This window comes from Peribacillus sp. FSL R5-0717, from assembly GCF_038002945.1.
Taxonomy (GTDB): Bacteria; Bacillota; Bacilli; order Bacillales; family DSM-1321; genus Peribacillus; species Peribacillus frigoritolerans.
The window spans coordinates 2,253,421-2,274,573 of the sequence record NZ_JBBOOF010000001.1 but is presented as its reverse complement, the minus strand read 5'-3'; the positions used below and the strand labels follow the sequence as shown (position 1 = coordinate 2,274,573).

Below are 21,153 nucleotides of genomic sequence, written 5' to 3'. Positions count from 1 at the left end.
TATGTGAAAAGGGAGAGGGCATAGTGATAGTAGATTCGGTTAAAAAGGGACTTCTTTCAGGCTTGAATACAACCTGGTCTTTGGGGAAAGTGATATTTCCGGTTACTCTGATCGTCACTGTGCTTCAATATACGCCTGTATTGCCGTTCATCATCAACTTGATAGCGCCTTTGATGAATCTCATCGGTCTTCCAGGGGATGCTGCAATTCCGCTTGTATTAGGGAATTTCCTGAATTTATACGCAGCGATTGCAGGCATATTAACGCTTGATTTGACTGTGAAAGAAGTTTTTATCATCGCTATGATGCTATCTTTTTCACATAATTTATTGATCGAGTCAGGTGTGGCGATGAAAACCGGTGTCAAGCTGTGGGTCATCTTAACAGTACGGATCGGGCTTGCGCTTTTGTCCGCGGTCGTCATCAATCTTGTTTGGCAGGGCGGATCTGAAATGGCCCAAGGAACGGCTATCGGGGAAGCTGCAGAGATTAACGGAACGGGGGCAATCCTTTTGCATGGGGTCATTCAGGCCCTTTCAGGAATTGGCCAGCTGGCGGTCATCGTTATTCCGCTCATGGTGGCGGTTCAAATCATGAAGGATTTAAAGTGGCTGGAAGCCTTCTCGAAAGCCCTTGCCCCTTTCATGAAGGTCCTGGGGATGAAGCCGAATGCTTCTATGCCTTTCGTTACAGGCCTGACTCTCGGTTTGGCATATGGCGCAGGCGTAATGATTCAAGCGGCTAAAGAGGATAATGTTTCGAAGAAGGATATGACGATTGCATTCATCTTTTTAGTTGCCTGCCATGCTGTTGTAGAAGACACACTGATTTTTATTCCGCTGGGGATTCCGGTCTTGCCGCTGTTACTTATTCGGCTGCTCACTGCCATTGTTTTAACGATGGTCGTTGCGTATATATGGAATCGGACTGATAGGGTACAGAGAAAGGAAGCTGTATATGAACAGTAACATAACTACATTATTATTTGATCTTGATGGTACGTTGATTAATACAAATGAATTGATCATCGCCTCTTTTACAGAAACTTTAAACCACTTTTGTCCTGGAAAGTACAAGCGGGAAGATATCATTCCATTTATCGGACCGACTTTGGTCGATACGTTTTCTTCCATTGATCCAAAACGTGTGGATGAAATGATCGCATACTATCGGGAGCATAATTGGAGGAACCATGATTTGCTTGTCACACAATTTGACGGGGTGTTCGAAACCGTTCAAACGCTGAAGCAGAGCGGTTATAAATTGGCAGTCGTTACGACAAAGAAGCGTGATGTCGTCGAAAAGGGCCTGCGTTTAAGCAAACTGGATCAGTTCTTTGAAGTGGTGGTCACACTGGATGAGGTGGAAAAGGCAAAGCCGGACCCAGAGCCTTTGGTAAAAGCTTTGCATCAACTCGGTTCGGTCCCTGAAGAAGCGATCATGATTGGCGACAGTTATCATGATATCATGGGCGGGAAAAATACAGGTACAAAAACGGCAGGGGTCTCCTGGTCCATTAAAGGCCGTGAATTCCTGGAAAGCTATCACCCTGATTATATGCTTGAGCAAATGGCGGATTTATTGAATATCGTTGAGGTTGAAAAACTCACGGAGGCTAGAAAAAAATGAGGCGCACGTCCCGCTATCCAGTTGAAGGGGCCAATTCACTATGGCATGTATATAAGACCGTTCCATTCTGGAAAGTCGTCAAGAATTTTGTGGTGATACAGATAGCACGTTACACGCCTTTTCTGGGCATGAAGAATTGGCTATACAGGACTTTTTTACATATGAAGGTCGGGAAGCATACTTCGTTTGCCTTGATGGTCATGCCGGATGTGATGTTTCCGGAAAAAATATCGGTCGGAATAAATACTGTCATTGGCTATAATACGACGATCCTTGCTCATGAATATTTGATTCATGAATATCGTTTAGGAGAAGTGGTCATTGGCGATGAAGTATTGATTGGCGCGAATTCGACCATTCTTCCAGGACTTTCAATTGGTAATGGGGCGATTGTCTCTGCGGGAACGCTTGTCCATAAGGATGTTCCGGAGGGAGCTTTCGTTGGCGGGAATCCAATGAAAATCATATACACCAAAGAGGAAATGCTTGAGAGAGAGCAGCAAACTTCCTTATGATAAAAGAAAGGACTTGCCCCAATATGCGGCAGGTCCTTTTTTAATGGCATTTTGGGTATAACGGAGTCAGTTCATTCTTTAGATGCTCTATCACTTCGTTGATTGATATATTTTCCTGGTTCACCGTCGCTTCATACGTTTCTTTTAAAATTTGAAAAAACCTTTCCTGTGCCTGTTTTTCCATATTGAGCTTGTCCTCCTATCATCTAGTAAAGATTTATGAAGAGGGAGCTGAACGACTTCAGCCCCGCATCTCATTTATCTATTCCGATTTCAATAAATCGGCAACCAATACGTACCGTTCCGGTGCACTACCAATATATGAAAAAGGGTAGCAGGTTGTTACTGTAAGTGTGGCTTTAGGCTTGGGAACGATCACGGTACGGTCATCCGCATCGACGATACGGACCTTCCTCACTTTATATGTAAACGAACCTGCTTCTGTCTTGGCAATCAGCAAGTCACCCTCGCCGACTTCACCTAGATCTCTGAAAATTGTATCTCGATGACCGGATAAAACGGAATTATCCTTTTCACCGGGAAGGACGGACCCCGCATAGTGACCGACGCCCTTTTCGAGTTCATCTTCGTCCGTTCCGTGATAAATTGGGAGTGTTGCCTCGATTTTTGGGATATAAAGCTCACCCATCAAATCACCTGTCTCCGGTCGTTCTTCATATAGTTCAAGCCCATCGGGACTATTTGCTTTCGTCTTCGGATCGGGGAGCTTAGCCGTCGCTTCCGTCGTGTCAGATTCATTCCATTTATATAGGGCATAGCCTTTTAACAGCGTATAAGCGTTTGTCGTTGTAAAATAAAAACCTAAGGTTAAAAAGCAAACAGCAGTGATAAGCAACGATTTTTTCTTATGCCTGGATTGCCTATTTTTGCTCATCTTAATTAGTGAGTCTCGCTTTTCTAATTAATCCGAAAGCGATACCCATCAACACTAAACCGCATAAAGCACCGAATAAATAATTACCTGCCGTTTTAGGAAGCACTCCGCCTTTTTCCGTTTTATGCTCAGGCTTCAAAGGTTTCTTCTTTTCTTTTTTTAACTCAGCCACTTTAGAAATGACCTCGGTGGACTGTTTCATGTCATTGCCGGTTTCTTTCACTAAATCGGAACCGATCATTTCACCAGTCAATGTAAAATCGAGCAGGAAATGGCCGTTTAAATCATAAATGGAAACTAGTAAACTAGCATTCGTCAATTCCTTAAGCTGGAATAATGCCTCAAGGGATAGGTTTGTCGTGACACCAGCCTGAATTAAAGAAAATTTGAATTGAATTTGCAGCAAGCTTTGAAGATCATTATATATCGAAAGCAATTCTGCCACTTGTTCTGCAGATAATTCATCAATTGTTTCAAAATACTCTAGTTGATTCATCCTATCGGAGATCGCCATTAAACGAGATTCAAAAGAAGGGTCTTCGACGATAGGCAAAAGGTGGTTCATGAATCTGTCGAGCTCTTCGTCAGTAAGGCCGATCTCAGTAAAGAGACCATCCATTAAATCGCTGATCTCTTCCTCGTCATATTCTATCTCTTCCTCATCATAATCCATTTCCAAATCGATGATATCCTCAATGTCGTAAATGAAATGGAAGGTATCGATGATGGAATCACCCTCTTCCAGTTCGCCGTATTCCATTAATAATTCAGTAAGTTCAGCTTCTGTCATTTCATATTGTTTAAGTAGATTCTGTAAGGTCTCAGGAGTGACGGCAGGTCCTAATGTTTCACGCAACTCTTCTGCCGATTTCAGTTCATTCAATGTTAAGTCGTAATAGGATAAATACTCTTCCAATTCTTCTTGCGTCATTCTAACTTCAGAAAGGTATGCATTAAGCTCATCCTGGTTGATCTTAGTTGCCGCAAAACCTTTCGTTCCGCTTGAACCCAGTGAAAAAAGAACGATAAGTGCCACAAAAAACGAAAAATATTTCTTCATTCCCATATCCCCCTAAATTTCTCTAATATTGCCAAACACCTATGTATTATAAAACAGCTAAACCAAAAGGTACACATTAATAACAATGAATGGCTAAAGATAGGAAGAAGTATCCGGGGAAAAGGGCTTAAACTGATCATGAAGAATATCCAAGACCGACGTGGTATTGAAGGAATGGGATTAGGCATATTTTCCTTGACGTGAGGTGGGGGCAGGGGTAAACTATTAATAACTTCAACCTGCTACCATATTAGCGAACTAAAGTGATTTAATAGATTATTGCGATTATTTATAGGATTATGTCATTTTATTTGATACTATTTTTATATGTTATCCGAAATTTGGATTTAAGCGTGAAAACCTTGGAAAGATAAAGGATAAACAAAATAGGGAATGGGTGCATCGGTTTTTGCCTATAGGCGGACCGATTGGATATAGATAGTAATCAATATTGCAAAAGGATGTGCAGTCGTGACAAAGCCATTTATGTTTGAAAAACCATTAGGCATGAGAGATACATTGCCGGTGCTGTATGAAACGAAAGTGTCGGCCAGAAATAAAATGAGTGATGAAATCAAGAAGTGGGGCTATCAATTTATTGAAACGCCAGCTTTGGAATATTATGAAACAATTGGCGAGGCTTCAGCAATATTGGATCAACAGTTGTTTAAACTTCTTGATTCCCAGGGGCATACGCTCGTACTCCGTCCCGAGATGACAGCGCCCATTGCACGGGTCGCAGCATCCAAACTGCTAAAACAGCAAATTCCGCTTCGCCTGGCCTATTCCGCGAATGTATACCGGGCACAGCAGCGTGAAGGAGGCAAGCCGGCAGAATTCGAACAGATTGGCATTGAATGTATCGGAAATAAGTCAATAAGTGCCGATGCTGAAATGATTGCCCTGCTTGCGGATGCTCTAAAGGCTGCAGGGCTTCAGGAATTTAAAATTTCCATTGGACATATCGGATTTCTGCAAGAGTTTTTCTTGAGCATTCTAGGTACGGAGGAAAGGGCCTCTATATTAAGGAAGTTTTTGTATGAAAAAAATTATGTTGGTTATCGCGAGCATGTTAAATCACTTCCGCTTTCATCCATTGATAAACAACGGCTTATCGAATTTACCTCCTTACGTGGCGGTGAAGGAACCATGGAAAAGGCGCTTGGGTTGGTTGAAAATAATAAAGGGCAAGATTCTTTGGCTGAACTGAAGGAATTGTCTGCACAGCTAAAAGAATTTGACGTTGAACAATATGTGAGCATCGACCTAACATTGGTCAGTCATATGAGTTATTACACGGGAACTTTATTTGAAGTGTATGCCGGACAAGTCGGCTCTCCAATCGGCAATGGCGGCCGGTATGATAATCTGCTTGAGAAGTTCGGCTGGAATGCTTCAGCCACAGGTTTTGCAATCCGGGTGGATCGTCTTGCAGAAGCTCTTGGGGAGCCGATTCAGCCTGTCGCGCCAGAATGTATTTTATTCAGTCCCGAACGAAGATTGGAAGCGATCGGTTTTGCAAGGGAAAAACGCTCCGAAGGGAAATCGGTAACGATTCAAGATATTACTGTCGTCCAAAATGTCGATGCTTTTACACGGACATTTTCTGAAGTTCATTTATTCGTGGGTAACGGGGGGAATGGAAAAGATGAATAATAGCTTTTTAACGATTGCCATGCCGAAAGGGAGAATATTTGAAGAAGCGGCAGAGCTATTAAGAAGGGCCGGTTTTCGTCTCCCTCCCGAGTTTGATGATTCCCGGAAATTGATCCTTGAGGTGGAAGAAGAGAATCTGCGGTTCATTTTAGCTAAACCGATGGATGTCGTAACCTATGTGGAACACGGCGTCGCTGACATTGGAATTGCAGGGAAGGATGTCATGCTTGAGGAAGAACGTGATGTCTATGAGTTACTTGATTTGAAAATCAGTGCCTGCTACTTGGCTGTAGCTGGACTGCCTGGTACGAAAATAAGTGACATCGCCCCCAAAATAGCCAGTAAATACCCGAATGTTGCTTCCAGCTATTTTCGCGAGCAGGGGGAGCAAGTCGAGATTATAAAGTTGAACGGGTCTATTGAGTTAGCACCGTTAATTGGTTTAGCTGAACGGATCGTCGATATCGTTTCAACCGGGCGGACATTGAAGGAAAACGGTCTTGTGGAATATGCGAAAATCGCCAATGTGACTTCGAGGCTGGTAGCAAACCCTGTCAGCTATCGAATTAAAGAAGCAAGGATTACCGAAATCGTGGAACGGCTAGCAGAAATTATTAAATAGTAAAGAATCGCTAATGAGGTGAAGGTATGAAAATAGAACGGTTTGCTGAAGGGATTTCCCTGAAACGCTCGGTTGAAGCAGGTACTGCCGATCAAAGAAAAGCGGTTCAGGATATTATTTATGATGTCAGGAAAAGCGGAAACGCGGCTTTACATACCTATACCGAACGTTTCGATGGTGTCAGTCCAGGAGAATTGCTTGTATCGGAGCAGGAAATGGAAGAAGCGACAGCGGCATTGACTGGTGAGCAGCTTGATATTATTCAAGAAGCTGCGAATAATATCCGAATGTTTCACGAGAAACAAATTCGAAATTCATGGTTTACGACTGATGATACAGGAACGATGCTAGGACAAAAATTGACACCTCTTGATGCTGTAGGTGTTTATGTACCTGGAGGCACAGCGGCCTATCCTTCGTCAGTATTGATGAATGCACTGCCTGCGATGGCAGCGGGGGTGGAACGGATCGTTATGGTATCTCCTCCAGGGAAAGATGGGAAATTATCGCCAGCGGTTTTGGCAGCCGCCAAAATTGCCGGAGTTAAGGAAATCTATAAAGTTGGCGGGGCTCAGGCCATAGCTGCCCTCGCTTATGGGACGGAAACAATTAAGAAAGTGGATAAAATAGTGGGTCCGGGAAATATATATGTGGCGTTAGCGAAGCGCGAAGTATTCGGGGATGTCGCCATTGATATGATAGCAGGTCCAAGTGAAATAGCGGTCTTGGCGGACGAAACGGCCATCGCTGCAGAAGTAGCGGCAGACTTGTTATCACAGGCGGAGCATGATGCCCGGGCTTGCAGTGTTTTGGTCACGACTTCTACGTCTCTAGCAGAAGAAGTGGCATCAGAAGTGACCAAGCAGGTGGCGTTGCTTCCACGTCATGATATTGCTGCAGCATCGATAAGGGATTATGGAAGAATCGTTGTATGCGGGAATATGGCAGAAGCTGTTGAAGCGATTAATGAACTGGCACCGGAACATTTGGAAATTGTGACCAAAGATGCACTTGAAATCATGGCTAAAATCCGTCATGCCGGTGCAATCTTCATTGGCCGCTTTAGCTCGGAGCCCGTCGGGGATTACTTTGCAGGCCCCAATCATGTGTTGCCTACCAATGGAACCGCCCGTTTTTCCAGCCCGCTGAATGTGGATGATTTCCAAAAGAAATCGAGCATCATCATGTATAGTGAAACGGCCTTCCGCAAAAATGCAGAAAAAATCGCAGCATTTGCCCGAATGGAAGGACTTGAGGCCCATGCCCGTGCCATCGAATCACGTGGTGTGAATGAATCGGGAAAAGGTCCTGAATGATTAAATAAGTGAAATCAGTGATATAAAGACTTTAGACATGCTTTTACATCTTGGGAAAAGGGGTCGTACCCCGTTGAGGAGGAGCTGTAATGGAACGTTTTGCTAGTGTGGAGAGAAAGACGAATGAAACGGAAATAAGTTTGAAGTTTGATGTGGATGGTGAAGGTAATTCCTCCATTAAGACCGGCGTTCCGTTTATGACGCATATGCTGGATTTGTTCACGAAACACGGGAAGTTTGATTTGACAGTAGATGCAAATGGGGATACAGACGTGGATGATCACCATACAACTGAAGATATTGGCATTTGCTTGGGTCAGACGTTATTGGAGGCCCTTGGAGACAAGCGCGGGATAAAGCGTTACGGAAATGCTTTCGTACCTATGGATGAAGCACTCGCCCAGGTTGTCATCGATTTAAGCAATCGTCCGCATCTGGAGTTCCGGGCTGAGTTTCCTTCGCAAAAGGTCGGTACTTTCGATACTGAACTGGTGCACGAGTTTCTTTGGAAATTCGCTCTTGAAGCCAGGATGAACCTTCATGTTGTCGTTCATTACGGTCACAACACACATCATATGATCGAAGCGATATTTAAAGCGCTTGGCCGTGCATTGGATGAAGCTACGACAATCGATCCACGTGTCAAAGGCATCCCTTCGACGAAAGGAATGTTGTAAATGATCGGGATCGTCGATTATGGCATGGGGAATTTATTTTCTGTAAGTAAAGGTCTTGAGCGCCTTGGTGCCGATTCATTTATTTCCGATGACCCAAAAGAACTTTCAAAGTCGAAAGGGATCATACTTCCCGGCGTTGGCTCTTTCAGGGATGCCATGAGTCTTTTGGAAAAACAAAAGCTGGATGAATTCCTGCTGGGATATGTAGCGGATGGGGGATACCTATTAGGCATCTGCCTTGGTATGCAGCTTCTCTTTGATGAAAGTGAGGAAAATGGACCGGCAAAAGGATTATCCCTAATCCCGGGAAAAGTCGTCCGTTTTAAGGGAGTGGATGCGAATGACCAGGTTTATAAAGTGCCGCACATGGGCTGGAATCGACTTGAATTCAAACACGCATCACCAGTGAATGAGGGGCTGGAAGAGGAACATGTTTATTTCGTCCATTCATACTACGTCGATACAGATGAATCATTCGTTACCGCTTCGGCGACGTATGATGTGGAAGTTCCGGCGATCGTCGGTAAAGGGAATGTGTTCGGCATGCAGTTCCATCCGGAAAAAAGCGGGAATATGGGCATGTCACTCTTGAGAAATTATCTGTCATTAGTAGAAGGGAAGGAAGAAGCATGAGCAACTTTACTATTTACCCGGCGATTGATATGCGCGGAGGCAAATGCGTCCGCTTAATCCAGGGAGATTACAATCAGGAAACCGTTTATGGTGATTCCCCCTTCGATATGGCTAAAAGCTTTGCAGACCAAGGAGCCGGTTGGATACATATGGTCGACCTTGATGGAGCTAAAGAGGGAGTAAGAATCAATGATTCATACGTAATTAAAGCGGCAAGTGAGTTAGGTGCCCGCATTCAAATCGGTGGCGGCATCCGAACGGAACGGGATATAGCCCATTATCTGGATAATGGAGTGGAACGTGTCATTCTAGGCAGCTCGGCCGTTTCAGACCCTGATTTCACTAAAGATATGATTAGGAAATATGGAAGCCATATCGCTATCGGGATCGATGCGAAGGATGGCAAGGTTGCCACTCATGGCTGGCTTCAAACGTCTGGAACCCTTGCGGTAGATCTTGGCAAACTACTGGCCGATGCTGGTGCCGAGACCTTTATCGTGACTGATATCGCGACGGATGGCATGCTTTCAGGGCCGAATGTGAAGGGTATATTGGCCATGGCGGAGGCAACTGGTAAAAACGTGATTGCTTCAGGAGGCATTAGTTCACTCGAAGACCTTATCACCCTCAAGGAGTTTGAAGCCCATGGCATTGCAGGGGCTATCATCGGCAAGGCACTTTATACCAACCGCTTTACTGTAGAAGAAGCACTAGAAAAGGTGCGTGGTTAAATGCTCACTAAACGAATTATTCCATGTCTCGATGTAAAAGATGGGCGCGTAGTCAAGGGCATACAATTTGTTTCCCTTAGGGATGCTGGAGATCCGGTCGAACTTGCAGCCTTTTACGATCAAGAAGGTGCCGATGAGCTTGTCTTCCTGGATATTTCCGCATCACATGAAGGCAGGGAAACGATCGTCGACGTCGTTCAAGCGGTAGCGGGCAGCTTGGCAATCCCGTTCACCGTGGGCGGCGGCATTAATTCATTGGCGGATATGAAGAAGATCCTGCGGGCGGGTGCCGATAAAGTATCCCTAAATACAGCAGCCATCCTGCGTCCTGAGTTAATTAATGAAGGTGCTGATTATTTTGGTTCCCAATGTATCGTGGTTGCCATAGACGCCCGATATGATGAAGGGCTTGGGTCATGGCGCGTATATACCCACGGCGGCCGGAAACCGACTGAATGGGAAGTGACCGAGTGGGCGCAGGAAGCCGTATCCCGCGGTGCTGGGGAAATTTTATTGACAAGCATGGATTGTGACGGCGAGAAACAAGGGTTTAATATCGCTTTGACAAAAACGGTATCTGAAGCCGTTTCAGTTCCGGTCATCGCATCTGGCGGGGCAGGCAACGCTGAACATTTCCAGGAAGCCTTCCAAGAAGGTAAAGCCGACGCAGCATTAGCGGCATCGATTTTTCATTATAAAGAAACATCCGTTAAAGAAGTTAAAGCGTTTCTCAAACAACAAGGAGTGGTTGTACGATGAATCTTGAAACTATTAAATATGACGAAAAAGGTCTGGTACCGGCAATTATTCAAGATGCAGGAACAGGCGAAGTGCTGACACTTGCTTACATGAATCAAGAATCTCTGCAATTGTCGATTGAAAAAGGAGAAACGGTTTTCTTCAGCCGTTCGCGCAATGAATTATGGCATAAAGGAGCAACCAGCGGCAATATCCAGAAAATCACCGAAATGAAGTATGACTGCGATCAAGATGCATTGGTCGTGCGGGTCGTGCCTGCAGGACCTGCGTGTCATACTGGGGCAACAAGCTGTTTTAGCGAAACGATTTACCAAAACGGTGAAGCCGGACAAGGCGTGAAGGCAAATGTGACTTTCTTGACGGAATTAGAAAGATTGATTGAAAAAAGAAAATCGGAAATGCCTGAAGGTTCATATACGACCTACCTATTCGATAAGGGCGTTGATAAGATCCTGAAGAAAGTCGGTGAAGAAGCGGCAGAAGTGATCATTGCTGCTAAGAACCGTGATGCAGAGGAACTTTCGATGGAAAGTGCCGATCTCCTCTATCACTTATTCGTTCTTCTTCAAGAGCAGGAGCTGCCTTTCCAAGCGGTGCTTGATGTATTGAAGGCTAGACATGCCGATAAGGACGAACCGAAAGAAACCGAATGAATGGTGATTGCCCTCCGTCAATAGGAGGGCTTTTGTGTGTGTTTACGATGGCGGTCAGTGATCCTGAATCAACATATGACAGGGAAAATGCTTCAATTTTTCTTGAAGAAGGCATGAGGATTCCCGTTTTCCATTTTCTTGAATTGTTCGGCAAATTTTCTCCAATATGTTATAATACTATGGTTAATCAACTTGTAGATGGAGGATTACATGAGTAAAGACTCTAAATTTGGCCAACAGGCAAAAATTCTAACCTTTCACCCAACAGGTGAGTATTATTTCACCAAGGGTTTAAAAGCTTATCATAGACGGGAATTACCTAAATCAAAGAAATACCTGGAACGTGCGCTGGAACTTGAACCTGCTGAACCGATGATAGCTTGTCAATTGGCTATCACTTGCTCGGAAATCGGTGAATATAATTATTCAAACAACCTTTTGGAAAACATCTTGGATGTGATGGATCCTTATATGTCGGAATGTCATTACTTCCTGGCGAATAATTATGCCCACTTAGGCATGTTCAAGGAGGCTTATCGTCACGCCAGTGCTTATCTTGATAAAGAAGAAGACGGGGAGTTCAGCGATGACGCAGAGGATTTGCTTGAATTGATAACTTTTGAGTCGGATGAGTCAGAAGAAAATCCCTTTAAGCATGATGGGCTCATTACCAAACAGGAACAAGCCCGCGAGTACCTGGAATCAGGCAATTTCCCGAAGGCGATCGAAGTGCTGAAAGAAACGATTGCCGAGTACGAGGATTACTGGTCCGCTTATAATAACCTGGCACTTGCCTATTTCTATCTTGGTCAAGTGAATGAAGCTTTTGCAACACTTGATGAGGTACTGGAAAAAAGTCCGGGAAACCTGCATGCGCTTTGTAACCTTGTTGTATTTCATCATTATCAACAGGATGAGGCAAAGGTTGAAGAGCTCATACAGATGCTGGAGAAAATTAGGCCCATGCTATCCGAACACCGTTTCAAGCTTGGAGCGACCTTTGCTCTGATCGGAAATTATGCTTCTGCATATAATTGGCTTAAAGGACTTCAAAAGCAAGGGTTCGAAGGAGATGGAACCTTCTACTATTGGCTTACCATTTCCGCTTACCACTTAGGCCACGAACAGGCTGCCAAAAAGGCATGGAAAAAGGTCGTGGAAATGAACCCGGAAAAGGAAGGCATGGAGCCTTGGGGAGATATGAATGCAACTTCAGATGGTTTTGAACATCATTTTCCTTCTATTATAAAAAGGCTGGAAAGTGAATTCATCGAAGAAAGGCTTTTTGCCATTTTCCTTCTGAAACATTCGGTTCATAAACAGAAGCTATTGAAAAACCAGGTCCTCAACCTAAACCAGAATTTCACTGAATTGGAACGTGATTATGCCGAACTTGTTCAAGGTCCTGCTAAAGATCGCCAATTAACACCGATTGATTTTGCCGATCGCACTGCTGAGTTATTATATCAGCATTTCCAACCGATACAATTAAATGAAGCCGGGCTCTATTTAATGTGGTTTTCCGTATTCATCGAAGCGGTGAAATCCGAGCAGAAGCTAAATAATCCTGCAGGATGGGCATCTGCGGTGGAGTACGTGTGGATTCAGCTTAAAAGTGAGAAGGCGAGCAAACAGGCAATCGCAGACAAACATTTCATTTCGGTGTCCACCTTATCTAAGTACGTGAAGTTGGTTCAAAACTTACTCGGATGAGCAGATATTTGGACGAAAAATTATTTGTTATATAGGATAATAGGTAGGGAACACTAACCGTAGTGAAGGTTCCATTTGTAATGGAATATGGAGGAGTGAAAACATGTCTGAAAAAATTTATGACGTTGTTATTATTGGAGCTGGTCCTGCAGGGATGACGGCAGCAGTCTATACATCACGTGCGAACCTTTCAACATTGATGTTAGAACGCGGGGTACCGGGCGGGCAAATGGCCAATACGGAGGAAGTTGAAAATTATCCTGGATTCGACACTATACTCGGACCTGAACTTTCAACGAAAATGTTTGACCATGCAAAGAAATTCGGTGCGGAGTATGCCTATGGGGATGTTAAGGAAATCATCGACGGTGAAGAGTATAAAACGATCAAAGCCGGTTCAAAGGAATTCAAAGCACGTTCAATCATCATTTCATCTGGTGCCGAATACAAGAAAATCGGCGTTCCTGGCGAAAAGGAATTGGGCGGCCGCGGTGTATCGTATTGTGCAGTTTGTGATGGTGCATTCTTCAAGCAAAAGGAACTGTTCGTTATCGGCGGCGGAGACTCTGCTGTTGAAGAGGGTGTGTACTTAACCCGCTTTGCTTCGAAAGTGACGATCGTTCACAGACGTGACGAACTTCGTGCTCAAAAGATTCTTCAAGATCGTGCATTTGCCAATGAGAAAATTAACTTCATCTGGAATCACACTTTGAAGGAAATCAATGAAAAAGGCGGCAAGGTCGGCGGTGTCACACTAGTTTCCACTGAAAACGGAGAAGAGACAGTGATGGACGCAGACGGTGTATTCATTTATATCGGAATGCTTCCGCTAACGAAACCATTTGAAAACTTGGGCATCTTGAACTCAACAGGCTATATTGAAACGAATGATCGGATGGAAACACGCGTACCTGGTATTTTTGCCGCAGGTGATGTTCGTGAAAAAACATTGCGCCAAATCGTTACAGCTACAGGCGATGGAAGCATTGCCGCCCAATCCGCTCAGCATTTTGTTGAGGAACTTCAAGAAAAATTGCAGCCAAAGGCTTGATTTCACAAGAATATACAATCGTAATTCCGTTTTAACGAGGTTGTAACATGCGTGAAATAATGATTCGGTATAGTAGGGGGTAGAAGTTGACCCCCTTTAATTATAAACGTTTAAGGACACAGAATAAGTTTCTGTGTCTTTTTTTTGTTTTCCTGCTTTGAGACTATATCTTTAGTTCCAATTTTTAGGGTGTCCTCAGCGTTTTTTAATGTGAAACAAGTCGTTCCTTTGCATTTAGGAAGCGAAAGTGGAGAAGAATAGGAGGTAAGCAGGATAAAGGCTTACCTATGTGATTCCTTGCGATTGAAGATTCCCCCAATGCAGGAAGTTTACTTTATTGTTAGCTTATTTTAAAAATAGTATAATGATAAGATATACTAAACATATATATATCTTTCATAAGAAGATGAAAAATACAACTTGTTTGAACTATTAGCATTTATAGATCGCCAAATGGATATCTAGCGGCGGTTTAAGGATATAAACTGAATCTCTTCAACACGGGGGGTGAAGGTTTCTATTAGTCGAGCAGAGCCAATCGAGGTGAAGAACGTGCAGCGTGTCACAAACTGTGTATTGATCAGAGATAATCAAATCCTCTTATTGAAAAAGCCTAGACGCGGATGGTGGGTAGCTCCAGGCGGTAAGATGGAACCTGGGGAATCTGTTCGCGATGCTTGCATTAGGGAATATCGCGAAGAAACGGGCGTTTATTTAAAAAACCCTTCCATCAAAGGTATTTTCACCTTCATCATGAAGGACGGAGATAAAGTTTTATCAGAATGGATGATGTTCACTTTCTTTGCAACGGATTCCGATGGTGTAAATGTGGATGTTTGTGAAGAAGGGGAACTTAGCTGGCATCCGGTTGAAGATGTTAAAAAGCTGATGATGGCTGAAGGTGATTTTCACATCCTGGATTATATGGTTCATGGCAGTGGGATCATCTATGGAACCTTTACCTACACGCCTGAGTTCAAGCTGCTTTCTTACCGGTTGGATCCAGGTTAATTTTTTAGAGATAAAAAAGATTGCTATACATGGGGGCGGAGAAACTATGAGTACAGGGCAGATGAGTGAAACGCAATTGGTCATCATTACCGGAATGTCCGGAGCAGGTAAGACAGTGGCGGTTCAAAGTTTTGAAGACCTCGGCTTTTTTTGCGTCGATAATTTGCCGCCCACGCTGTTGCCAAAGTTTTTGGAGTTAATGAAGGACTCCGGGAATAAGATGAATAAAGTGGCTCTTGTCATGGATTTAAGGGGAAGGGAATTTTTTGATTCCTTGTTTCTTGCACTGGATAATTTATCGGATGCAGCTGCAGTATCACCAAGAATCCTTTTTCTTGAAGCTGATGATGATTCCTTGGTACGCAGATATAAGGAAACGAGAAGGACCCACCCCCTTGCTCCATTAGGCCGGCCATTGGAAGGCATTAAAATGGAACGGGAACTTTTGGACGAATTGAAGGGAAGGGCCCAGTTGATCTTTAATACTTCCCAACTGAAACCGCGCGAATTGAGGGAGAAAATCGCTTCGGAGTTTTCTGCTGATAAAAGTGTCGGTTTTACAGTCAATGTCATGTCGTTCGGGTTCAAGCATGGTCTGCCGATAGATGCCGACCTTGTGTTTGATGTACGGTTCCTGCCAAATCCATATTATATTGACCATATGAGGCCAAGGACTGGCTTGGAACAGGAAGTGTCTAGTTACGTTTTAAAATGGAGTGAGACGCAAAAATTCTTGGAAAAAGTGACCGATCTGCTCGCTTTCATGCTTCCGTATTATAAACGTGAAGGGAAAGCACAGCTTGTTGTTGCGATTGGGTGTACAGGCGGCCAGCATCGTTCTGTAGCATTGACGGAGTATATTTCAAACCACTTCAAAAAGGATTACAGGGTTCAAGTATCACATCGCGATATCGAAAAAAGTAAGGGGAAAGCAGATGTTAGATAAAAAGAAACAGCCTAAGGTTGTGATCATCGGTGGAGGAACCGGCCTTCCTGTTTTGTTGAGAGGGTTAAAGAAGCATCCGGTGGATATAACGGCAATCGTAACGGTAGCTGATGATGGTGGAAGTTCGGGCCGCCTTCGCGAAGATATGGATATTCCCGCTCCGGGTGATATTCGTAACGTGCTGGCTGCGTTATCGGATGTAGAGCCCCTTGTTGAACAAATGTTTCAGCATCGCTTTCAAAGTAAAAATGAGTTGTCCGGGCATTCGCTGGGGAATTTGATACTGGCGGCAATGACTTCGCTGACCGGGGATTTCGTCCATGCGATCCAGGAAATGAGTAAATTCCTTAATGTCCGCGGTAAAGTGCTTCCGGCTGCGAATCAAAGTGTGGTTCTCCATGCAGAGATGGATGACGGCACGATTGTTACAGGAGAGTCCAAGATTCCCTTCTCAGGAAAGAAAATAAAAAAAGTGTTCCTGTCTCCTCATCATATAAAGCCGCTTAGTGAAACTCTCCAGGAAATCAAGCAGGCAGATCTTATAGTCATAGGTCCAGGAAGCCTATATACTAGCATTCTGCCTAACTTACTTGTCCCTGGTTTAGGAGAAGAGGTTGCCCGTTCCAAGGCGAAGAAGGTGTACATTTGCAATTTGATGACACAAGCCGGCGAGACTCTGGATTATAGCGCGAGTGATCATATAAAAGCGATATATGACCATATGGGAAATGCATATATTGACAGGATACTTGTTAATAATGAGGAAATACCAACCGAGATTCAGCAGCGCTATCAAGCTGAATATGCCAAACCGGTCATGTATGATGTGGAAAGCTTAAAAATGATGGGTCTTGAAATCATACAAGAACGCATTTTCAGCTATGAAGGGAATGTAATACGCCATGATACGAAAAAAGTGGCGGATTTGCTTTATAATATGCTTGTATATGAAACAAAAAGCCACATAGAACCGTAGATATAAGCGGGGACGGTTTTTTGATTGATAAAAATAGATTACCTGCGTTCGATTGGGGGTGAAATGGATGTCTTTTGCTTCAGAAACAAAAAAAGAGCTTACAACATTAGAGGGAAAGGATTGCTGCGGTAAAGCGGAATTGTGTGCGCTTATCCGGATGAACGGATCCCTTTCATTTTCTAATCGGAAGCTTGTTGTGGATATTCAAACTGAGAATGCTGCGATTGCCAGAAGGATTTATACGCTGCTTAAAAAAAGTTATGAGGTCCAGGTCGAGCTGTTGGTCCGTAAAAAGATGAAGCTTAAAAAGAACAATGTATATATTGTCAGGATGTCATCCGGAGGGCAGCGGGTTTTAACCGATTTGGAAATTTTAGGCGATGGCTTTGAAATTCTCCATGAAATATCCGATACTATTGTTGGGAAGAAATGCTGTAAGCGTTCTTATCTAAGAGGTGCATTTCTTGCAGGGGGTTCGGTAAACAATCCGGAAACGTCTTCCTATCACCTTGAGATTTTCTCACTTTATAAAGAGCACAATGATGCCCTTTGTGAGCTAATGAATAAGTTTGGCTTGAAGGCCAAGACACTTGAACGCAAGAAGGGGTACATCATTTATTTGAAAGAAGCCGAAAAGATTGCCGAGTTTTTAAGTATAGTTGGCGCCCATTCAGCTTTATTAAGGTTCGAGGATGTACGGATTGTCCGTGATATGCGTAATTCAGTGAATCGGCTTGTGAATTGTGAAACAGCCAATTTGAACAAAACGATCGGGGCATCATTGCGCCAGGTTGAAAATATCCATTATATCGAGGATACGGTAGGACTTAGCATTTTACCGGATAAGCTTCGGGAAATTGCGGAGCTTAGGATAGCGTTTCAGGATATAACCTTAAAGGAACTTGGGGAAATGGTATCCGGGGGAACCATCAGTAAGTCCGGGATTAATCACCGATTGCGAAAGATTGATGAAATAGCTGACAGGCTCCGTGGGGGAGAGGCTATTGCTGCGAAAAAATAAAGCTAACAGGGGAGATCAAGATGGTGGAGAAACAAGTTGAGGTAAAATTGAAAACGGGTTTGCAAGCTCGGCCGGCGGCTCTTTTTGTACAAGAAGCTAACCGCTTTCATTCAGATGTTTTTCTTGAAAAAGAAGGAAAGAAAGTGAATGCAAAAAGTATAATGGGATTAATGAGCCTTGCCATCAGTTCTGGTGTGTCCGTGAAGTTAATCATCGAAGGACGCGATGAAAAAGAAGCATTAGAAGCATTGGAAGAGTTCGTTCAGCAAGAGGGTTAAAAAAGGGGATGCCTAAATGTGCATCCTTTTCTTTTATCATGGAAAAGAAGGCTCCGGAAGTCGCTTATGGCGATGTCCGGAGCCTTTCTTTTGTTGCAGGATTACTTAGAGTTTTTATCATCAAGAACGCTGCGCGTGATGACTTTGTCAATCAAGCCATATTCAAGAGCTCTTTCGGAAGTCATGAAGTTATCACGTTCCGTATCTCTTTGAAGGACTTCGATAGGTTGTCCCGTACGTTCTGCCAAGATTTGGTTCAGTTTATCTTTCAAGTGAAGGATACGGCGGGCAGCAATTTCAATTTCCGTAGCTTGACCTTGAGCTCCTCCAAGTGGTTGGTGAATCATGACTTCACTGTTAGGCAATGCATAACGTTTGCCTTTTTCGCCAGCGGCCAATAGGAAAGCACCCATGGAAGCGGCCATACCGATGCATACTGTCGAAACATTAGGTTTGATATATTGCATAGTATCGTAAATGGCCATACCGGAAGTGATGCTTCCGCCAGGGCTGTTGATGTATAGAGTGATATCTTTTTCAGGATTTTCCGCTTCTAAAAATAGTAATTGAGCAACAATGGAGTTGGAAACATTATCGTCAATTGCACTTCCTAGCATAATGATCCGGTCTTTTAATAAACGGGAGTAAATATCGTAGGCACGCTCCCCACGACTTGTTTGTTCGATAACTGTAGGAATTAAATTCATGTTCATTTCCTCCTTCGATTAAGAGAATCATTTAAATTCTTTATGTATGTATGATACACTTTTTGGTCAATTTAGGTCAAACAAAACAAACCCTATTATGGATAATTTGTTCGACAATTTTCTGGCTAAGGCTCCTTCCTGATAGAATGTTTTATATATTATGCCGCACAGGGATGAATTTCCACATTACCCATAATACCCAAATGATAAAGTTTTAAACCTGATAACCCTTGCAAAGGAGGGAATTCTATCATATAATGAAGTCTGTTGAAAAATATTTTCTATTACGCCCTCGTAGTGCAACGGATAGAACGCAAGCCTCCGAAGCTTGAAATGCAGGTTCGATTCCTGCCGAGGGCATTACCAATCTTCTGCTTAATAAAGTGGGGGATTTTTTATTGGTCATTTTTAGGAGAGTTAAAATTTTTGCCGAAATTGCTCGTTTTCCGTAATATTCCATCTAATCCTGTAATGTCGGTCCTGTCTTGAAAATATTCGCCCATACTATTGAAAAATGGTGATTTTTCAATAAAAGTAGTTGTTAAATTTGCGTTTCTAACATATAGTATTTAAAACAAATAAACTATTCAGAAAAAAATCGTAAGCGTTTTCATGGGTTTTTGTGTAGAATTTTCTCCTGATAATGTAAAATGGAGTGGGGGAGGGATGAATCGATGAGTATGAATATGAAAGCAGGACTTTTTCAACAGCAAACATTAAAGATGGCAATGACCCAGGAGCTCATGCAAGCTATTACATTGCTGCAATACTCCTCGCAGGAGCTATCGGCTTTTTTAGAAAATAAAATGGTGGAGAACCCATTACTGTCAATAGATCAGCCAACATCTTCTTTATTTCAGCCAACTTTTGACCGCAAAAAAGGTAAACGGACTCTTAAAAATACGTATGATGCCAACTATTGGATTGAACAGATCAGTGAAGATACCATATCGCTGGAACAGCATATCATGTCCCAAGTGAATCACCAGCAGTTTTCCGGTGAGCAGCAAAAGGCAATGCTTCTATTAATTCATAACCTTGATGAAAACGGTTACTTAAGGACTCAGCTGGATGATATATGCATCCCAGGCATATCTCCGGCCGTTTTGGAAGAGTGTCTCTCGATTTTACAGGAACTCGAACCGCATGGCATCGGAGCGAGGAATCTTCAAGAGTGCCTTTTGCTTCAAGTGAAAGTAGAAGGGGAGAATCTGCTGGCAGAATCGATCATAGAAAACCATTTCCTCGATTTTGCTGAAAAGCGCTGGAAAGACCTAAGTAAGAAAATCGGTGTTACACTGAAGGAGATTCAAGAGGTCTTTGATTATGTCCAGACGTTGAACCCGCGTCCGGCATCACTCTTTTTTCAGGAAAAACCTTCTTATATAGTGCCGGATGTGGTCGTGGAAGTTCGGGATGGCATGCTGCTTGTCGGGAATTATGATGGTAACACACCCAATCTTAATGTGGATAAAGGGTATTTAAACCGAATGAAGAGCCATAAGGATCAGGGAGTTCAGCGGTTTATCCAGGATAAGTGGCAGGAATACCAATGGATCTCCAGGGGTATCCAACAGAGAAAAGAAACTATATTGAAGGTTATTCAGTGCATCGTCGAAAAACAGCCGGCATGCTTTCATCATGGCCTGAACTATTTGAAGCCGATGACGATGAAAGAAATCGCAGACGAACTTGGCATACATGAGTCCACAGTGAGCCGGGCGGTTAAGGGGAAGTATGTACAGACACCATTTGGCACGATAGAGATGCGGATATTTTTCACTACTTCTTTACAGTCGGTCGGCCTTGATGAGGATATGTCGGGCATGCAAGCGAAAAAGAGCCTCCAGGCAGCCATCAATGGGGAAAATAAACAAAAGCCGCTTTCGGATCAAGACTTGGCAGAACGGCTGAAGGAAGAGCATGGAATTATCCTGGCACGCCGTACCGTTGCCAAGTACCGGGAACAATTAGGGATCCCTTCTTCATCTAAACGAAAAAGATATGACTGAAAAGGATGAGTGGTTTTGGAAACGAACGCGTTTGTTTTATATAGTAGGGATAAATGCCCGTTATGTGATAAAGCCAAGCAGGTACTTGAAGAAGTGAAAGTGGAGTCAGGCATAGGCTATAAGGAAATCGATATCCATACAGATGATGATTTGCTTGAGAGATTCGGGCTGATGATTCCTGTCGTTGAATGGAAAGATGAAATCGTTCAGTTCGGAAACGTTGATAAATCAGCTCTAAATAGGCTTTTGGAAAAATAATTTTTCAAATCATTTGAAGAAACATTCCGTTCCT

Annotated in this window: 25 protein-coding genes and 1 tRNA gene; 22 read left to right on the top strand and 4 right to left on the bottom strand. The window is 43.4% G+C overall.

What is annotated here, in order from left to right:
• Positions 1–23 precede the first annotated feature (23 nt).
• Genes NYE65_RS11155 through NYE65_RS11145 form a run of 3 tightly spaced genes read left to right on the top strand, consistent with a single transcriptional unit; the run spans position 24 to position 2,144 of the window.
• Positions 24–968 (top strand): nucleoside recognition domain-containing protein, encoded by a 945-nt coding sequence (locus NYE65_RS11155; protein WP_063595776.1) that lies wholly within the window; start codon positions 24–26, stop codon positions 966–968.
• The gene (gene ppaX / locus NYE65_RS11150; RefSeq protein ID WP_057278119.1) at positions 958–1,629 is read left to right on the top strand and encodes a pyrophosphatase PpaX; all 672 of its coding nucleotides are present in this window, start codon (positions 958–960) and stop codon (positions 1,627–1,629) included. Before NYE65_RS11155 ends, ppaX begins: the two co-directional genes overlap by 11 nt.
• The gene (locus NYE65_RS11145) at positions 1,626–2,144 is read left to right on the top strand and encodes an acyltransferase (RefSeq protein WP_096339395.1); all 519 of its coding nucleotides are present in this window, start codon (positions 1,626–1,628) and stop codon (positions 2,142–2,144) included. The genes ppaX and NYE65_RS11145 overlap by 4 nt, the downstream gene beginning before the upstream one ends.
• Before the next feature lie 40 nt (positions 2,145–2,184).
• Here the strand turns inward: NYE65_RS11145 and NYE65_RS11140 are convergent, their stop codons facing one another.
• The 3 genes from NYE65_RS11140 to NYE65_RS11130 form a co-directional block, all read right to left on the bottom strand.
• On the bottom strand, positions 2,185–2,328 hold the full coding sequence (locus tag NYE65_RS11140; protein ID WP_156404386.1) for a hypothetical protein: 144 nt from the start codon (positions 2,326–2,328) through the stop codon (positions 2,185–2,187).
• Positions 2,329–2,406: 78 nt separating this feature from the next.
• A complete protein-coding gene (locus NYE65_RS11135) occupies positions 2,407–3,039 on the bottom strand; it encodes a class D sortase (RefSeq protein WP_328177718.1) in 633 nt (210 codons plus the stop codon).
• 1 nt (position 3,040) lies between these two features.
• Positions 3,041–4,099, bottom strand: coding sequence for a processed acidic surface protein (locus NYE65_RS11130; protein ID WP_340860942.1), 1,059 nt, complete (start codon positions 4,097–4,099; stop codon positions 3,041–3,043).
• Between the two features lie 471 nt (positions 4,100–4,570).
• Between NYE65_RS11130 and NYE65_RS11125 the strand changes: the two genes are divergently transcribed.
• The 16 genes from NYE65_RS11125 to NYE65_RS11050 all read left to right on the top strand — a co-directional run bounded on the left by NYE65_RS11125 (position 4,571) and on the right by NYE65_RS11050 (position 18,142).
• Positions 4,571–5,755 (top strand): ATP phosphoribosyltransferase regulatory subunit, encoded by a 1,185-nt coding sequence (locus NYE65_RS11125; RefSeq protein ID WP_328177720.1) that lies wholly within the window; start codon positions 4,571–4,573, stop codon positions 5,753–5,755.
• A complete protein-coding gene (hisG, locus tag NYE65_RS11120) occupies positions 5,748–6,377 on the top strand; it encodes an ATP phosphoribosyltransferase (protein WP_328177721.1) in 630 nt (209 codons plus the stop codon). The genes NYE65_RS11125 and hisG overlap by 8 nt, the downstream gene beginning before the upstream one ends.
• 26 nt (positions 6,378–6,403) lie before the next feature.
• Positions 6,404–7,693: a histidinol dehydrogenase gene (hisD, locus tag NYE65_RS11115; protein WP_340860941.1), complete on the top strand. Its 1,290-nt coding sequence runs from the start codon at positions 6,404–6,406 to the stop codon at positions 7,691–7,693.
• A gap of 89 nt (positions 7,694–7,782) precedes the next feature.
• Positions 7,783–8,370, top strand: a complete 588-nt coding sequence (gene hisB, locus NYE65_RS11110; protein WP_048688005.1) for an imidazoleglycerol-phosphate dehydratase HisB — start codon at positions 7,783–7,785, stop codon at positions 8,368–8,370.
• Complete coding sequence (hisH, locus tag NYE65_RS11105; protein ID WP_268563783.1) at positions 8,371–9,003, top strand: imidazole glycerol phosphate synthase subunit HisH; 633 nt, start codon at positions 8,371–8,373, stop codon at positions 9,001–9,003. It begins immediately after the preceding gene.
• The gene (gene hisA, locus NYE65_RS11100) at positions 9,000–9,734 is read left to right on the top strand and encodes a 1-(5-phosphoribosyl)-5-[(5-phosphoribosylamino)methylideneamino]imidazole-4-carboxamide isomerase (RefSeq protein WP_258249172.1); all 735 of its coding nucleotides are present in this window, start codon (positions 9,000–9,002) and stop codon (positions 9,732–9,734) included. The genes hisH and hisA overlap by 4 nt, the downstream gene beginning before the upstream one ends.
• Positions 9,735–10,493, top strand: coding sequence for an imidazole glycerol phosphate synthase subunit HisF (gene hisF, locus NYE65_RS11095; protein WP_034309948.1), 759 nt, complete (start codon positions 9,735–9,737; stop codon positions 10,491–10,493). It abuts the gene before it with no gap.
• A complete protein-coding gene (hisIE, locus tag NYE65_RS11090) occupies positions 10,490–11,146 on the top strand; it encodes a bifunctional phosphoribosyl-AMP cyclohydrolase/phosphoribosyl-ATP diphosphatase HisIE (protein ID WP_057278112.1) in 657 nt (218 codons plus the stop codon). The genes hisF and hisIE overlap by 4 nt, the downstream gene beginning before the upstream one ends.
• A gap of 38 nt (positions 11,147–11,184) precedes the next feature.
• On the top strand, positions 11,185–11,364 hold the full coding sequence (locus NYE65_RS11085; protein ID WP_340860940.1) for a hypothetical protein: 180 nt from the start codon (positions 11,185–11,187) through the stop codon (positions 11,362–11,364).
• On the top strand, positions 11,357–12,859 hold the full coding sequence (locus NYE65_RS11080) for a tetratricopeptide repeat protein (protein WP_053536816.1): 1,503 nt from the start codon (positions 11,357–11,359) through the stop codon (positions 12,857–12,859). Before NYE65_RS11085 ends, NYE65_RS11080 begins: the two co-directional genes overlap by 8 nt.
• Positions 12,860–12,962: 103 nt before the next feature.
• Positions 12,963–13,910 (top strand): thioredoxin-disulfide reductase, encoded by a 948-nt coding sequence (trxB, locus tag NYE65_RS11075; RefSeq protein ID WP_034309960.1) that lies wholly within the window; start codon positions 12,963–12,965, stop codon positions 13,908–13,910.
• A gap of 552 nt (positions 13,911–14,462) precedes the next feature.
• Positions 14,463–14,921 carry an NUDIX hydrolase gene (locus tag NYE65_RS11070; protein WP_034309963.1) on the top strand — a complete coding sequence of 153 codons (459 nt, stop codon included), beginning with the start codon at positions 14,463–14,465 and terminating at the stop codon, positions 14,919–14,921.
• Positions 14,922–14,967: 46 nt separating this feature from the next.
• Complete coding sequence (gene rapZ, locus NYE65_RS11065; RefSeq protein WP_034309965.1) at positions 14,968–15,867, top strand: RNase adapter RapZ; 900 nt, start codon at positions 14,968–14,970, stop codon at positions 15,865–15,867.
• Positions 15,857–16,843 (top strand): gluconeogenesis factor YvcK family protein, encoded by a 987-nt coding sequence (locus NYE65_RS11060; protein ID WP_340860939.1) that lies wholly within the window; start codon positions 15,857–15,859, stop codon positions 16,841–16,843. The genes rapZ and NYE65_RS11060 overlap by 11 nt, the downstream gene beginning before the upstream one ends.
• Before the next feature lie 67 nt (positions 16,844–16,910).
• Entirely contained in the window at positions 16,911–17,864 is a 954-nt protein-coding gene (whiA, locus tag NYE65_RS11055; protein ID WP_063574708.1) for a DNA-binding protein WhiA, read from the top strand.
• A gap of 20 nt (positions 17,865–17,884) precedes the next feature.
• Positions 17,885–18,142 carry an HPr family phosphocarrier protein gene (locus NYE65_RS11050; RefSeq protein ID WP_034309974.1) on the top strand — a complete coding sequence of 86 codons (258 nt, stop codon included), beginning with the start codon at positions 17,885–17,887 and terminating at the stop codon, positions 18,140–18,142.
• 101 nt (positions 18,143–18,243) lie between these two features.
• On the opposite strand, the gene clpP is transcribed toward NYE65_RS11050, so the two are convergent.
• Positions 18,244–18,849 (bottom strand): ATP-dependent Clp endopeptidase proteolytic subunit ClpP, encoded by a 606-nt coding sequence (gene clpP, locus NYE65_RS11045; RefSeq protein WP_034309977.1) that lies wholly within the window; start codon positions 18,847–18,849, stop codon positions 18,244–18,246.
• A 288-nt stretch (positions 18,850–19,137) separates the two neighbouring features.
• On the opposite strand from clpP, the gene NYE65_RS11040 reads away from it, so the two are divergent.
• The 3 genes from NYE65_RS11040 (at position 19,138) to NYE65_RS11030 (ending at position 21,119) form a co-directional block, all read left to right on the top strand.
• Positions 19,138–19,209 (top strand) — tRNA-Arg (locus NYE65_RS11040).
• 314 nt (positions 19,210–19,523) lie between these two features.
• Positions 19,524–20,861, top strand: coding sequence for an RNA polymerase factor sigma-54 (gene rpoN / locus NYE65_RS11035; protein ID WP_340860938.1), 1,338 nt, complete (start codon positions 19,524–19,526; stop codon positions 20,859–20,861).
• A 9-nt stretch (positions 20,862–20,870) separates the two neighbouring features.
• Positions 20,871–21,119: a glutaredoxin family protein gene (locus tag NYE65_RS11030; RefSeq protein WP_377330560.1), complete on the top strand. Its 249-nt coding sequence runs from the start codon at positions 20,871–20,873 to the stop codon at positions 21,117–21,119.
• The last annotated feature ends 34 nt before the right edge of the window (positions 21,120–21,153 follow it).

Excerpts from the sequence above, each read along its gene's own strand:
- hisD (WP_340860941.1), top strand. The coding sequence starts at position 6,404 with ATGAAAATAGAACGGTTTGCTGAAGGGATTTCCCTGAAACGCTCGGTT.
- NYE65_RS11060 (WP_340860939.1), top strand. The coding sequence starts at position 15,857 with ATGTTAGATAAAAAGAAACAGCCTAAGGTTGTGATCATCGGTGGAGGA.
- hisB (WP_048688005.1), top strand. The coding sequence starts at position 7,783 with ATGGAACGTTTTGCTAGTGTGGAGAGAAAGACGAATGAAACGGAAATA.
- NYE65_RS11145 (WP_096339395.1), top strand. The coding sequence starts at position 1,626 with ATGAGGCGCACGTCCCGCTATCCAGTTGAAGGGGCCAATTCACTATGG.
- rpoN (WP_340860938.1), top strand. The coding sequence starts at position 19,524 with ATGAGTATGAATATGAAAGCAGGACTTTTTCAACAGCAAACATTAAAG.
- hisA (WP_258249172.1), top strand. The coding sequence starts at position 9,000 with ATGAGCAACTTTACTATTTACCCGGCGATTGATATGCGCGGAGGCAAA.
- hisG (WP_328177721.1), top strand. The coding sequence starts at position 5,748 with ATGAATAATAGCTTTTTAACGATTGCCATGCCGAAAGGGAGAATATTT.
- clpP (WP_034309977.1), bottom strand. The coding sequence starts at position 18,849 with ATGAATTTAATTCCTACAGTTATCGAACAAACAAGTCGTGGGGAGCGT.
- NYE65_RS11080 (WP_053536816.1), top strand. The coding sequence starts at position 11,357 with ATGAGTAAAGACTCTAAATTTGGCCAACAGGCAAAAATTCTAACCTTT.
- hisH (WP_268563783.1), top strand. The coding sequence starts at position 8,371 with ATGATCGGGATCGTCGATTATGGCATGGGGAATTTATTTTCTGTAAGT.
- trxB (WP_034309960.1), top strand. The coding sequence starts at position 12,963 with ATGTCTGAAAAAATTTATGACGTTGTTATTATTGGAGCTGGTCCTGCA.
- NYE65_RS11130 (WP_340860942.1), bottom strand. The coding sequence starts at position 4,099 with ATGAAGAAATATTTTTCGTTTTTTGTGGCACTTATCGTTCTTTTTTCA.
- NYE65_RS11140 (WP_156404386.1), bottom strand. The coding sequence starts at position 2,328 with ATGGAAAAACAGGCACAGGAAAGGTTTTTTCAAATTTTAAAAGAAACG.
- hisIE (WP_057278112.1), top strand. The coding sequence starts at position 10,490 with ATGAATCTTGAAACTATTAAATATGACGAAAAAGGTCTGGTACCGGCA.
- rapZ (WP_034309965.1), top strand. The coding sequence starts at position 14,968 with ATGAGTACAGGGCAGATGAGTGAAACGCAATTGGTCATCATTACCGGA.
- NYE65_RS11135 (WP_328177718.1), bottom strand. The coding sequence starts at position 3,039 with ATGAGCAAAAATAGGCAATCCAGGCATAAGAAAAAATCGTTGCTTATC.
- ppaX (WP_057278119.1), top strand. The coding sequence starts at position 958 with ATGAACAGTAACATAACTACATTATTATTTGATCTTGATGGTACGTTG.
- hisF (WP_034309948.1), top strand. The coding sequence starts at position 9,735 with ATGCTCACTAAACGAATTATTCCATGTCTCGATGTAAAAGATGGGCGC.
- whiA (WP_063574708.1), top strand. The coding sequence starts at position 16,911 with ATGTCTTTTGCTTCAGAAACAAAAAAAGAGCTTACAACATTAGAGGGA.
- NYE65_RS11050 (WP_034309974.1), top strand. The coding sequence starts at position 17,885 with ATGGTGGAGAAACAAGTTGAGGTAAAATTGAAAACGGGTTTGCAAGCT.